Origin of the sequence: Dactylosporangium salmoneum, assembly GCF_039532525.1 — a bacterium.
Classification (GTDB): domain Bacteria; phylum Actinomycetota; class Actinomycetes; order Mycobacteriales; family Micromonosporaceae; genus Dactylosporangium; species Dactylosporangium salmoneum.
Map to the genome: position 1 here is coordinate 28,139 of NZ_BAAARV010000004.1, position 12,839 is coordinate 40,977.

12 protein-coding genes are annotated in these 12,839 nt (G+C 69.7%); 3 read left to right on the forward strand and 9 right to left on the reverse strand.

Annotation, left to right across the window (positions count from 1 at the left end; genetic code table 11):
* Nucleotides 1-54: 54 nt before the first annotated feature.
* The 4 genes from ABD352_RS01005 to ABD352_RS01020 all read right to left on the reverse strand — a co-directional run bounded on the left by ABD352_RS01005 (nucleotide 55) and on the right by ABD352_RS01020 (nucleotide 5,086).
* Nucleotides 55-555: a prepilin-type N-terminal cleavage/methylation domain-containing protein gene (locus ABD352_RS01005; protein WP_344610240.1), complete on the reverse strand. Its 501-nt coding sequence runs from the start codon at nucleotides 553-555 to the stop codon at nucleotides 55-57.
* A gap of 172 nt (nucleotides 556-727) precedes the next feature.
* On the reverse strand, nucleotides 728-1,960 hold the full coding sequence (locus ABD352_RS01010) for a type II secretion system F family protein (protein WP_344610241.1): 1,233 nt from the start codon (nucleotides 1,958-1,960) through the stop codon (nucleotides 728-730).
* Between the two features lie 144 nt (nucleotides 1,961-2,104).
* Complete coding sequence (locus ABD352_RS01015) at nucleotides 2,105-3,316, reverse strand: type IV pilus twitching motility protein PilT (RefSeq protein WP_425553431.1); 1,212 nt, start codon at nucleotides 3,314-3,316, stop codon at nucleotides 2,105-2,107.
* Between the two features lie 99 nt (nucleotides 3,317-3,415).
* Nucleotides 3,416-5,086 (reverse strand): GspE/PulE family protein, encoded by a 1,671-nt coding sequence (locus ABD352_RS01020; protein WP_344610242.1) that lies wholly within the window; start codon nucleotides 5,084-5,086, stop codon nucleotides 3,416-3,418.
* Nucleotides 5,087-5,284: 198 nt separating this feature from the next.
* Here ABD352_RS01020 and ABD352_RS01025 point away from each other — a divergent pair, with 198 nt between their 5' ends.
* Nucleotides 5,285-6,475, forward strand: a complete 1,191-nt coding sequence (locus ABD352_RS01025; protein ID WP_344610243.1) for a M48 family metalloprotease — start codon at nucleotides 5,285-5,287, stop codon at nucleotides 6,473-6,475.
* A 181-nt stretch (nucleotides 6,476-6,656) separates the two neighbouring features.
* On the opposite strand, the gene ABD352_RS01030 is transcribed toward ABD352_RS01025, so the two are convergent.
* Together ABD352_RS01030 and ABD352_RS01035 are read right to left on the reverse strand one after the other, a co-directional pair.
* Nucleotides 6,657-7,520, reverse strand: a complete 864-nt coding sequence (locus tag ABD352_RS01030) for an NAD-dependent epimerase/dehydratase family protein (RefSeq protein ID WP_344610244.1) — start codon at nucleotides 7,518-7,520, stop codon at nucleotides 6,657-6,659.
* A gap of 322 nt (nucleotides 7,521-7,842) precedes the next feature.
* Nucleotides 7,843-8,562 (reverse strand): NADPH-dependent FMN reductase, encoded by a 720-nt coding sequence (locus ABD352_RS01035; protein WP_344610245.1) that lies wholly within the window; start codon nucleotides 8,560-8,562, stop codon nucleotides 7,843-7,845.
* Nucleotides 8,563-8,613: 51 nt separating this feature from the next.
* Here ABD352_RS01035 and ABD352_RS01040 point away from each other — a divergent pair, with 51 nt between their 5' ends.
* Nucleotides 8,614-9,135 (forward strand): MarR family winged helix-turn-helix transcriptional regulator, encoded by a 522-nt coding sequence (locus tag ABD352_RS01040; RefSeq protein WP_344610246.1) that lies wholly within the window; start codon nucleotides 8,614-8,616, stop codon nucleotides 9,133-9,135.
* Nucleotides 9,136-9,300: 165 nt separating this feature from the next.
* On the opposite strand, the gene ABD352_RS01045 is transcribed toward ABD352_RS01040, so the two are convergent.
* The 3 genes from ABD352_RS01045 to ABD352_RS01055 form a co-directional block, all read right to left on the reverse strand.
* On the reverse strand, nucleotides 9,301-10,584 hold the full coding sequence (locus ABD352_RS01045; RefSeq protein ID WP_344610247.1) for an LCP family protein: 1,284 nt from the start codon (nucleotides 10,582-10,584) through the stop codon (nucleotides 9,301-9,303).
* Nucleotides 10,585-10,972: 388 nt separating this feature from the next.
* The gene (locus ABD352_RS01050; RefSeq protein ID WP_344610248.1) at nucleotides 10,973-11,098 is read right to left on the reverse strand and encodes a hypothetical protein; all 126 of its coding nucleotides are present in this window, start codon (nucleotides 11,096-11,098) and stop codon (nucleotides 10,973-10,975) included.
* 230 nt (nucleotides 11,099-11,328) lie between these two features.
* A complete protein-coding gene (locus tag ABD352_RS01055) occupies nucleotides 11,329-12,447 on the reverse strand; it encodes an isopenicillin N synthase family dioxygenase (protein WP_344610249.1) in 1,119 nt (372 codons plus the stop codon).
* Nucleotides 12,448-12,544: 97 nt separating this feature from the next.
* Here ABD352_RS01055 and ABD352_RS01060 point away from each other — a divergent pair, with 97 nt between their 5' ends.
* Entirely contained in the window at nucleotides 12,545-12,826 is a 282-nt protein-coding gene (locus tag ABD352_RS01060; protein WP_344610250.1) for a helix-turn-helix domain-containing protein, read from the forward strand.
* Nucleotides 12,827-12,839 lie beyond the last annotated feature (13 nt).

Sequence of the window (12,839 nt, forward strand, 5' to 3'; positions counted from 1 at the left end):
GATGGCCGTTTCGATCACGTTGTGCGTGGTCAGCCATGGTGCAGCCGGGTTCGGTCAACCCGTGGCGAGGCAGGTGTCCATGGTCTTGATGCCGTCCGCCGCCTTGCGGACCGAGCCGCCGGCCGAGCTGTCGTAGACGTAGTAGACGCCGCCGTCGGTGTTCACGGCGCAGATGCGGTAGCTGTCCTTGGTGGACGCCCTCTTGTACTGCATGCTGTTGCCGGGCGACAACGTGGCCGTCTGGGGCGTACCGCCCGTGGCCGTGGTGCCACTGGCCGTGGTGCCGAACAGGAGCTTGGTCTGGACGTCGGCCGTCGTGCTCTCCGGGTACGCGTTGTTGTTCTCGGTGTAGAACTGCTCGATCGCGCTGACCGCGGCGCGCACGTCGGACTCGGCGGACTTGTTGGCGGCGCCCTTGCGGTAGTTCAGGTACATCGGCACCGCGATCGCGACGAGCACGCCGATGATGACGACCACGACGAGCAGCTCGACGAGCGTGAAGCCGCCGTCTCCGGCAGCACGCTTCTTCTGCATCCTGCGCAGCGTCTCTTTCATGGGTGAGCCTCCTGCTCGACTGCCTGGGGTGTGGGAAGTGGCGAGGCTCCGGTGCCGGTCGCCAGGGGTCTTGCGTTGCTTTGGTGTGCTGTCCTGCGTGGTTCTCAGTAACCGGGCCGCCGGGTGCGCCGCCGTTGTCGTGTGCGGTGCGATCGTGTTTGCGCGGTCTCGGTCAGTTGCTCTGGATGTTCTGGTAGATCGAGAACATCGGCAGGTACAGGCAGACGATCATTCCGCCGACCACGCCACCCATGACGAGCACCATGATCGGCTCGATGGACGCGGTCAGTGCCTCCGCCGCACTGTCGACCTCTCGGTCGTAGAAATCGGCAACCTTTTCGAGCATCTGACTGATTTGGCCGCTCTCTTCGCCGACCTCGATCATCTGCACGACCATCGACGGGAAGATCTTGTGCTGGCTGAGCTGGGTCGACATGGGCCGGCCCTCGCGCACGGCCTGCTGCAGGTCGGTCATCGCCGCGGTGATGACCGTGTTGCCCGTGGTGGCGCCGACGACGTCGAGGGCCTGCAGTACCGGGACGCCGACCCCGAGCAGGGTGCCGAGGTTGCGGGAGAAGCGGCTCAGCGCGATCTTCGTGAACAGTGGGCCGAACACCGGCAGGCGCAGCTTCACCTTGTCGAACCACAGGCGCACGGCCGGATTGGCCGTCATGAGCCGGCGGAAGGCGACGGTGATGACAACCACGACGACGATGAGCACCGGCCCCAGCCAGAACAGCGTGTGACTGGCGGTGACGATGATCCGGGTGGGCAGCGGCAGCTCGCCGCCCAGCTGCTTGAACATCTTCTCGAAGATGGGCACGATGAAGATCAGGACGGCGCTGATCATCACCACGGTGAACAGCAGGACGATGACGGGGTACGTCAGCGCGCTCTTGATCTTTCCGCGAAGGGCGGCGTCCTTCTCGAAGTTGGTCGCGATCCGGTCCAGGGCGCCGTCGAGGAAACCACCGGTCTCGCCGGCCCGGATCATCGCGACCATGAGCGTCGGGAACACCTTCGGGTGCTTGCCCAGCGCCCCGGACAGCGACATGCCGCCCTCGATGTCCGCGCGCACCTCGCCCAGCGCCTTCTTCAGCGACGGCTTGGGCGCCTGGTCCTCCAGCACGGCCAGGGAGCGCAGCAGCGACATGCCCGACTGGGTCATCGTCGCGAACTGGCGGGCGAAGATCGACAGGTCCTTGAGCGTGGTCCGGCTGCCGAGCCCGGGGATGGTGATGTCGCGCTTCATCAGGCTGTCGGCGCTGGTGATGGCCAGCGGCGTGAGACCCTGCTGGCGCAGCAGCTGGGCCGCGGCCAGCTCGTTGGACGCCTCGATCTTGCCCTTGGTGCGCTTACCGTCGTGGTCGATCGTCTGGTAGTCGTACGTCTTGGTGGCAGCCATCTCTCTCGGCACCCTCGGTCGTCGGGTCGTCGGGTCGTCGGGTCGGGTCGTCGGGTCGCCGGGTCGTCAGGTCGTCGTCGGGCCGGTCGCTCCCGGGTCGTCCTGGTGGCGGGCGGCGGCTGGGCGCGGCCGGGCGGGCGGCGGCTAGTTACGGCCGGCCAGGCGGCGGAACTCCTCCGCCGAGTGGCTCAGCTCGAGCGCCACCTCGTAGGTGATCAGCTGCTGGCGGACCCGCTCGGCCAGGTGCTGGTCGAACGAGAGCATGCCGTCGTTGCCGCTGGACTGCATGAACGACGGGATCTGGTGGTTCTTGCCCTCGCGGATCAGGTTGCGGATGGCGGGGGTGGCGAACATGATCTCGCTGACGATCGTGCGGCCCTGCCCGTCGGCCCGCGGCGCGAGCGCCTGCGTGACGACGCCCTGCAGCGCGTTGGACAGCTGCGCGCGGATCTGCTGTTGCTGGTGGGGCGGGAAGATGTCGATGACCCGGTCGACCGTCTGGGCGGCGCTCTGCGTGTGCAGGGTGGCCAGCACGAGGTGGCCGGTCTCCGCGGCGGTGAGCGCCGTCGAGGTGGTCTCCAGGTCGCGCAGCTCGCCGACGAGGATGATGTCCGGGTCCTGGCGCAGCGCGTGCTTGAGGGCGAGCGCGAAGGACTGCGTGTCGGCGCCGACCTCGCGCTGGTTGACCAGGCAGCGCTTGTGCTCGTGCAGGAACTCGATCGGGTCCTCGATGGTCACGATGTGCGACGAGCGGGTGCGGTTGGCCAGGTCGAGGATGGCGGCGAGGGTGGTCGTCTTGCCCGAGCCGGTCGGGCCGGTGACGAGCACGAGGCCGCGGTGCATGTGGGCGAAGCGGGCCACCTGCTCGGGCACGCCGAGCTGGTCGAGCGGCTTGATGTTGTGCGGGATGGCGCGGAAGGCGGCGCCGAACGAGCCGCGCTGGTTGTAGAGGTTGACCCGGAAGCGGGAGACGCCCTCGATGGCGTAGGCGAAGTCGAGCTCCTGTACGTCGAGGAACTGCTGCCACTGGTTGGTGTTGAGCACCGCGGCGCGGGCCAGCATCTGGGTGTCCTCGGGCGTGAGGTCGTCGTAGCCGGGCAGGTAGCGCAGGCCGCCGTTGATGCGCACCGTGGGCGGGGCGCCGACGGTCAGGTGCAGGTCGGAGCCGCCGACGCGGACCAGGGAGACGAGCATGGCGTCCAGTGAGGCCCGCTCGTCGCTGGTGGCGACCCGGGTGGCCAGGGCTCCGGCCATGGCGTTGTGCATCGCGCCCTGGTGTGCGCCTTCCTTGGGGCTTGCCGATGCGCCGTAGGACATCGGGGTTTGCCAGCCGCCCGGGGCTGCTTGTGTGGTCACGCGGGCTCCTTGCGGTACCGATGCAGCGAAAAAAAGACCTCGTGAGCCCGATCGGCAGCCGTGGGGTAGAGCTGAGAACTCGGGCCGCTCGCGGCGCGCTCAGACGGCGACGCGCACGATCTCGGGGATCGACGTCTGGCCCTCGGCGGCCTTGGCCAGGCCGTCGATGCGCAGGTCGAGCAGGCCCTCGCGGTAGGCGACCGCCTGGATCTCGTGGGCCGAGGCGCGGTCGATGGCGAGCTTCTCGATGTCGGGGGAGACCGGCATGACCTCGTGCAGCGCGATGCGGCCGCGGTAGCCGGTGTTGGCGCACGAGCGGCAGCCGACCGGGCGCCACAGCGTCTCCGGGGTGCCGAGCAGGTCGTACGGCCACCGGGCACCCATCAGCTCGGCCTCGTTGGGGCGGTACTCGGTCTTGCACCAGTCGCACAGGCGGCGGGCGAGGCGCTGGGCCAGGACGCAGTCGACCGACGAGCCGACCAGGAACGGCTCGATGCCCATCTCGACGAGGCGGGTGACGGCGCTGGGGGCGTCGTTGGTGTGCAGCGTGGACAGCACCAGGTGGCCGGTGAGCGCGGCCTCGATGGCCAGCTGGGCGGTGGTGCGGTCGCGGATCTCGCCGATGAGGACCACGTCGGGGTCGGAGCGCAGGATCGCCGGCAGGACGGCGGCGAAGGTCAGGCCGGCCTTCATGTCGACCTGGACCTGGTTGATGCCGGGCAGCCGGTACTCGACCGGGTCCTCGACGGTGATGATGTTGACGGTGGGCTTGCTGATCTCGGCGAGGGTCGCGTACAGCGTGGTCGACTTGCCCGAGCCGGTGGGGCCGGTGACGAGCAGCATGCCGTGCGGCTTGTTGAACGACGTGGCGAACCGGTCGTAGTTGGTCTTGCTGAAGCCGAGCTTGGCCAGCTTGAGGTCCATGCCGCTGGTGTCGAGCACGCGCAGGACGATCTTCTCGCCCCACACCGTCGGCAGGGTGGCCGTGCGCAGGTCGACCGCCCGCTGGTTGATCTCGACCGTGATGCGGCCGTTCTGCGGCACGCGGCGCTCGGTGATGTCGACGTTCGACATGATCTTGAGGCGGGAGATCAGGGCCGACTGGACGTGCTTGGGCACCGTGTCGACCTCGTGCAACACGCCGTCGATGCGGTAGCGCACGCGCATGTTGTGCTCGCCGGGCTCGAGGTGCAGGTCCGAGGCGCGGTTGACGATGGCCTGCTCGAGCAGGGAGTTGACGTACCGCACGATGGGCGCGTCCTCGTTCACGGCGGTGAGGTTGGACACGGTCGGGGTGGCCTCGGCGCGCAGGCTCTCGGCGACCTCGCCGAGGTCGTTCTCCTCGCGCTTGAGCCGGTCGATGATCTTGCGCAGCTCGGAGCGGGCGACGACGACTGGGCGGACCGTGAGGCCCGTGGCGGCGCGCACGTCATCCAGGGCGAGCACGTCACCCGGGTCGGTGATGCCGACGGTGATTTCGTGGTCGTTGAGGGCGATGCCGAGGACGCGGTGCTTGAGCACCAGGGCCATCGGGATCTTGGTGACGGCCGCCGGGTCGATGGGGTATCCGACCAGGTCGAGGGTGGCGATGCCGTACGCGTCCGCGGACGCCTCGGTCAGCTGCTCCTCGGTGACGATGTGGTCGTTGATGAGCACGGCACGAATCGATCGGCCGGTGTGCTCGGCCTCCTCGGCCGCCCGGTCGACGGCCTGTGCGTCTGCCCCGCGTGCTTTCAGCGCGTCCAGTAACGGCCTGAACGTCTGGTACATCTCACCCCCGTGTCGCTGGAGGCCTTATCGGCGACTACCCGGGTGACTTTCGGGTTTCACCCCGGGCGCGTGGGCCGCACTCGTTGACTGGCCGCGATGGCGTCGTGAGGATGCTTCGCTGTGTCGGTTGCCGTCGTGGAAGAATTCAGAAGCGGATTGCCCGGCAATATCAGTATTTGGCGGGCGCGGTGGTTGCTGATGCGGTACGGCGGCCGCGCCCCCGGGGAGCCGTCATATCCGGGCGTGCCGGCCGCCGCGCAGGCCGAGCTGCTGTCGCTGGTCGCCGAGGTGGCGGCCCGGGTGGGGGTGGCGCGGCCGGACGCTGTGCTGCTGACCGGGTACGGAACGATCCGTTCCTGGGCGAGCCGGCGGCGCCGGCTGTTGCTCGTGGGGCTGCCGTTGCTGCAGTGCCTGACGGTCGACGAGGTGCGGGCGCTGGTCGCGCACGAGCTCGCGGTCGTCGACCACCGGCGGGCGCACCTGGTGGTGCGGCTGCGCGCGCTGTACGAGGAGGCGGTCGATCCGCTGTCGATGCTGCCGTCGATGCGCTCGGAGACGATCGCGCGGGCCACCCGGGACTTCGCCTCGGCGCTGGAGCGCAAGGCCGACCAGGCGGCCAGCAGCGCCTCCGGGCTGCACACCGCGGCCCGGGCCGTGGTCAAGGCCGACCTCGCCGCGTTCGAGTTCGCCGACCTGGCCTTCGACGTGGAGGAGCAGGTCTGGCAGCGCACCAGCGCGGGGGTCCAGGACCTGCACGCCGGCTGGCAGGAGGCGGTCCGGGCGGGGGCGGTGGTCGCGTCGCTGGACGACGACACCCGCATCGCCCTGATGGCGCGCCACCCGAGCCTGGCCGGGGCGATCGCGTCGCTGTCCCCGGCGCACGTGGCCTTGAGAGCCGTGGATTCGGTACCGCTGGTGCCGCTACCGCCGGACATGGAGCGGGAGCTGGCGCGGCACGTGCTGAAGCGCGACAGCGGTCAATGGGTCACGTTCGCCGCGGTCCCGGACGACGAGTGGCCGGGCTGGCTGGCCCGGCAGGCCCGGGCGGTGTCCGACCAGGTGGCGACGCTGCTGCGGCGCCCGCCGATCGGGCCGGCCGAGGTGGTGGAGGTGCTGATGACCCGGCTGGACGAGCTGGTGGCGGCGAACTGGCCGGCGCAGCCGGAGCCGCCGGCCGAGCCGGAGGAGCTGGACGGCACGCCGTCGGTCGTGGTGGTGGCCGAGTCGGCGCTGACCGCCCAGGGCTGGCGGCGGGTCCATCCGGCGGCCGCCGGAGTGCTGGTCAGTCCGGATGGAGAGCAGCACAACCTGATTCTGCTGGCGCGGGCGGCGCTCGACTCGCCGGCTGCCTTGGCGGTACTGCTGGAGCTCCTGTCCCGCCGGCCGTGACCTGGCCCGGGCCGCCTGGCGGTTGCCGCGTGCCTTCGGAGTGCCAGCCGCCTGTGGGGCTGGCCGGGCTCCTCCGTCGGCTCGGCGGCCTCGGCTACGTGGTCGGCCGGCCGTGCCGTGGCGCGGTGACCACCCTCTGTCATGCGGCATGGGTGGTCACCGCGGCAATGGGGTCTCGGGGTTACTCGGCCACGTGGTCGCGCCACGAGTGGGCCGGGGCGTAGCCGAGGACCTCGCGGGCGCTGTCGATGGCCAGCAGCGTCTCGAACTCGCCGAGCTCCCGGCGGATCGGGACGTCGGGGAACACCTCGGCCATGAGGCTCGCCGACGAGCGGTTCATGATCGTGTCGGCGGCGGCGATGACGAAGGACTGGGCGCCCTCGACGGGGGCGTCCAGCGAGAGGCGGCAGGCGGCGGCGACGTCGCGGGCGTCGACGTACCCCCAGAGGTTCCACTTCCGCGCGTGGGGGGCGGCCCAGTAGCCCGGCACCGCGGCGTAGTCGCCCGGCTGCGATCCGTCCACGGTGTGGACGTTGGACAGGCGCAGGGCCACGAACGGGATGCCGCTCCAGCCGGAGATCTCCCGGGCGAGCGTCTCGCCGACGACCTTCGACAGGGCGTAGGTCGTGGTCGGGTACGGGAAGTGGTCCTCGTCGGCCGGGGCGTACCGCGGCGGCGTGTCGAACGGCAGGCCCAGGGTCGTCTCGCTGGACGACCAGACGACCCGCCCCACCCCGGCGGCCTGGGCGGCCAGGAAGACGTTGGCGTTCATGGTGGAGTTGCGGTTGAAGGTCACCGCCGGCGGATACATGCCGGGCGCGGGGATGTTGGCCAGGTGCACCACGGCTTCGGCGCCCTGCAGCACCTCGACCGCCTGGCCGTAGTCGGTCAGGTCGGCGACGAGCATCGGGGTGCCGAGGTCGCTGAGGTGGCCGGCCTTGCCGACGGCGTCGGTGGCGACGACGTCGTAGCCGTGGGCGAGCAGGTCGGCCACGACCACCCGCCCGGTCTTGCCGTTCGCTCCGGTGACGACGATCCGTGACATGGGGCGATCCTGTCATGCGGCCGCGCCCGGCCGGCCGCGCGGTGCTGGAGATCGCACGCCCGAGGCGGCCGTCGGTGGTGCCGGCGACCGCCCTCGCGGTCCAGGTTCGGGTTGCCTTGCTGCTGGCCTACGTGCCGGCGGCTCTGCTCGCGGTCGTCCTGTCTGCCGGTGGTCCGTTGCCTGCCGCTGATCTGTTGCCTGCCGGTTGGTTGCCGCCGCCGGTTGCTCTGTTGCCTGGTTGCGCTTTGCCCGCTTGCGCTTGGGTCATCTGCGCCTCGGTCAGGTGCGCCGCCTGCTTGTGCTTCGGGCTCCTTGCGCCTGGCTACTTGACGGCCCTGAGGTTGGCGAAGGCCGGGGCCAGGCGGGCCAGGTCGTCGAGGACGGCCTTCGCGGAGGCCTCCAGGCCGGGGTCCGAGGTGAACCGCTTGTCCGGCGTGATGTGCGTGCGGGTGGGGATGGCCACGGCGGAGTTGATCGCCATCATGCCGAGCACGCTGACCACGGGGCGCAGGGCGTACACCGCCCGGGTGCCGGAGGAGATCCCGCCGTAGCTCACGAACGCCGCCGGCTTGTCGCGCCACTCCTTGGAGAGGTAGTCGAGCGCGTTCTTCAGCGGGGCGGTGAAGCTGTGGTTGTACTCCGGCGTGACGAACACGATCGCGTCGGCGGCGTCGATGGTGGCGCTCCACTCGAGGGTGTGCGGCTTGGTGTAGCGGCGCAGCGCCGGGTGCTCCGGCTCGTCCAGCAGGGGCAGGTTGAGCTCGGCAAGGTCCGACACGTGGATGTCGAAGCCGCCGTGCTGCTCGGCCTGGCCGATGAACCAGTCGGCGATCACGCGGCCGACGCGGCCCGGACGGGTGCTGGCCACGATGACCTCGAGCCGCGGGCGGCGCGCCGGGTGCTCGGCGGTGCCTTCCGCCAGGGCGGCGTTTTCCGCCAGGGCGGCGTTTTCCGCCGGAGTGGTGGTCTCCGCAGGTCGGGAGGGGGTCGTCGCGTGGGCCGCACTGGTAGGAGCGAAGTGTCCGGAACTGGTCGTTGACATGTCATCATCATGACCCTGGATTGGTGACGCGTCAACAAGTACAGTTGAGACATGGAAGACACCGCAGTGCTGCCAACGCCGGCCGAGGGCGTCGGGGCGAGGCCGGCGGCGGGCGAACCCCGCTGGCTGAACGACGCCGAGTTCCGCGCCTGGATCGGCTACCGGCGGATGCGCGCCCTGCTGGACCTGCAACTGGCCCGCCAGCTCGCGGCCGACCAAGGGCTGTCCGAGCCCGACTACGACGTGCTGACCAGCCTGTCCGACTCACCGGACCGGCGCATCCGGCTCAGCGAGATGGCCGAGCGGATGCTGTGGTCCAAGAGCCGCCTCTCCCACCACGTGACGCGGATGCAGCAGCGCGGGCTCGTCACGCGGAAGGAGTGCCCGTCCGACGGGCGGGGGGCGTTCATCGTGCTGACCGACCACGGGATGGAGATCCTGCGGGCGGCCGCGCCCGGGCACGTGACGGCGGTACGGGAACACTTCATCGACCTGATGACCGAGGAACAGGTGCGGGTGTTGGGGGAGATCACCGAGACCGTGCTGGAGCATCTGCGGAGGAGCACGGCGTAGCCGCGGGGCGGTAGCCGGTCGGGTCGTCGCTCTGGTTCGGCGTTTCGCGGTCCACGCGTTCTGGTCGCGTGCCTGTCCGGGTCCGCGCCCGTGCCTGTCCGGGTCCGTCCCCGTGCCGCTGGAGGCTTCGCGCTGGGATGGGCTTTCGCGGTACGACTGCGGCCTTTAGCTCTTGCTCACGAGGTCGACGTGGGAGGTCAGGAACTGCTCCACGGTGTTGCTGCGGACCGCCTGCAGGAGCGCCAGGGTGGTGTCGTCGAGCGCCTCCGCGCCGGGCTGCTCCGCGGACTCGTGGAACGTGCCGTTGTTGGATTTGACGGTGAGCAGGTTGTCGGCGCCGATGCCTTTCATGGCGAAGATCCAGTCCTGCAGGTCGATGCCGCCGGAGTCAATGGTCATCGACTGACCGACCACGTCCAGGACCTTCTTGAGCTTTCCGGGGTCGGTCAGCACGTCACGACTGGCGATCTCCCTGAACAGAGCCTTGATGAACTGCTGCTGGTGGCGCTGGCGGTCGTAGTCGCTGTTCGGCAGTGTGTCCCGCTGGCGGACGTAGTCGAGGGCCTGCCAGGGCTCCAGGTGCTGGTAGCCGACGTGGTACGTCTGGGGGGTCACGCCGGCGATGGGGATGAGGTCGGTGCCGCCCGAGCTGTTGAAGCGCTGGATGTACGGCACCTTGGTCTCGCCCTTGGCGTTGTGACCGATGTGGACGGAGCGGGTCTCCTGGTCGACGTACATGTCCACGCCGCCGAGCACGTCGACGACCTTGGTGAAGCCGGCGAAGTCGACGATCGCCGCGGCGTCGAAGGTGAGGTCCCAGTTCTCCTCGATCGTCTTGGCCAGCAGGGACATGCCGTAGCGGCGCTGGTCCTTGCCGGTCAGCTTCAGGCCGCCCTCGGCGAAGGCGGCGTTGATCTTGTCGTGGCCGCCGTTGTACCGTGTCCGGCCGTTGTTGAACTCCGGGATCCGGACCCAGGTATCGCGCGGGATCGAGATCAGGTACGCCGACCGGTGATCCGCCGGGATGTGGACGACGATGATCGAGTCGGAGCGGATGGCCTCCGACGGATCCTGGTCCGGCCGGGGGTCGATACCGACGAGGAGGATCGTCTTCGCGCCGCTGATCGTCACGTGGCGGCCCTGCTGCTCGGCCGCGGGAACGATGAGGTCGTCCTGCTGTACGTTGCTCGTGACGTACCCGACCAGCAGGTTCTTCGTCACGAAGGCGCTGCCGGCGAGCATCATCATGAGCGCGCCCAGGACGATCAGCGTGCGTGCCCACTTCGGATCGCGGCGGGTTCGGCGGAGGCTGCTCGTGTTCGCGCCGGTGACCGGTTCTCCGTTGTTGCCTTTGCCTTTGCCTCTGCTCCGGTCCTTGCCTGCTTCGGTGCCGGCGAGCGCGTGAGGGCGGGTGCCGTCGCCTGACGCGGCCGGCTGCTCGGAAGTCATCTCCGTCCTTCGCCCGCCCGGTACGGCTTGCGACTCGGCCCTCGGTTTGGTTCGAGTGGCGTTTGATGACGTGGGCACGGACGACATCGGCCGGCGCGACGTGTCGTCGGCCGGCCGGTCGGACTTCTCGTCGAGGGGCTCGTGGCGTTGGAACACTGCTCGTGGCTCCTGTTCGAGGGACTGCTGCGCTCGATGCTCGTCGACATGAGCGCCGGGTCGGGTTACGGGCTCCGTTGCTCATGCGGCTGTCTGGCTGTGCAGTTCTGCGTCGGCGCGTTCTTCCTGCTACTTGCCTCTGTTCGAGCTTCGGCCCGGCGGACGTCCGCGGATGGTGGTCGGCGTCGTCGCCAGGGCCGGAGCCTTTGGTGACAGTCGCGATCGGTGGCGGTCAGCCGCCGACGGCGATCACGCTGACCACGCTCAGCAGGACGACCGCCGCCAGGAACAGCAGCATGCCCTGCTCGCTGTCGAGCTTGGTGAGCTTGCGGGTCGTGGTGGGGGTCGGGGTGGCCATCGTCGCCTCCTGTTGCGGTGTGGTGACTCTTACGCTACGAACACCGCGGACAGGTTTGCTCCCGTCATCGTGCCACCTGCCCGACCTGCTCGAACGGCTCGCCGAACCCTTACGTGGGTTCTACGATCCGGGCCGCCGTGGGGTAACGGGCGCGCCGTCCTGAACCGCCTCGGCGGCGCTCGTTCGAGGCTGCCGTGGCGGCTGGACGTCGTTTCCGTTGACGGCCGGTGTCAGGTCGTCGGGCCGATGCCGGGTGCGTTACCGCCGCCGACGTCCGCGCTCAACTCTGGAAACACCTTGCCCACCTTTCGCACGAGGTATTCACCGTAAGTGCCGGTAAATGCCCTCAGATCCTGGCCGTCCCAGCGCTTGGCTCCGCTCGGGTCGCCGGTGGCGGCGCGTCCGGGCAGCGGAGGTACCTCGGCGGTGAAGTCCGGGTCGAAGAAGAACGGGAACGACAGGCGCTCGTTGCCGCTTACATTGCGGACCCGGTGTGGCGTCGAGCGGTACCAGCCGCCCGTCATCCGGTCGAGCATGTCGCCGATGTTGCATACGAACGTTCCGGGGATCGGCGGGGCGTCGAGCCACTGTTCCGGGTGATCGTCGCCGGTGGGCCCCTCGCCGGGCGAACGGTCGACGGTGGCCTCCTGAGCGGCCGGGGTCTGTGGCTGCGCTGGCGCCGGGTCGGGTACGCGGACCTGGAGGCCGCCGTTGTCGTCCTGCAGCAGCAGCGTCAGCAAGCCGTAGTCGGTGTGCTCGCCGACGCCCCAGTCAGTGCTGTCCGGGGGTGTCGGCGGATAGTGGAAGATCCGGAACAGGACGGTGGGGTTCGCGGTGTAGCTCGCCGCGAAGTAGTCGGGGGACAGACCGAGGCTCTGCGCGATGCCGCGCATCACGGCCTGCGCGGTGGCGGTCATGGCCTCCAGGTACTCCAGCACGGCGCCCCGCAGCTCGGGGATCTGCCGCGGGAAGAGGTTGGCGCCGTGCAGCGGCAGGCCGGCGCGCACCTGCGGGGCGTCCGGGCCCAGTTCGGTACCGAAGTAGAGCCCCTCCTTCTGGTCCGGCACGCCGGATGTCAGCTCGGCACCGACCGGGAAGAAGCCGCGCCAGGCACGCCCGCCCTGGGCCATGGCGATCTCGAGCTTGTCGGCCTCGGGGAGGGCGAAGAAGTCGCGGGCGCTGCGGTCGAGGCGGGTGATGAGTCCGGGGTCGACGCCGTGGCCCGATATGTAGAAGAACCCGCTGGCGCGGCAGGCCGACTCGATCTCGCGCGCGGCGTGGTCGTCCTCGCCGTGGCGGATCAGGTTGGCGACGTCAACGACAGGAAGCCCAGCCTGAAATGAGGTCACCCAACGAAGGGTAAGTGCCGGGCGGCCGCTACTCATTGCCTCATATTCGCGTCAACTCTGGTTGACGCGGCGCAGGGGTGTCAACTAAGGTTGACGCATGACGGAGGCAAACGACCTCGCGGCCGCGGCGGCAAGTCCCGATCCACGCATCGGCCTGCGGGCGGCGGTGGCGCTACGGCGGCTCGCCGACGCGCTGGAGGTGCTCCAGGTCGACAATGCGCGCCTGCAGGGCTGGTCGTGGCAGGAAATCGCCGACGCCCTCGACGTGTCGCGGCAGGCCGTGCACAAGAAGCATGCCGGGCGCACACCGACGCGCGCTGCCGCTGACGCGTCGCAGGCGACATCAGGGCCCCCGGGGCCTGGGCCTGGGCCTTCCTAGGGGACGGCCTCGC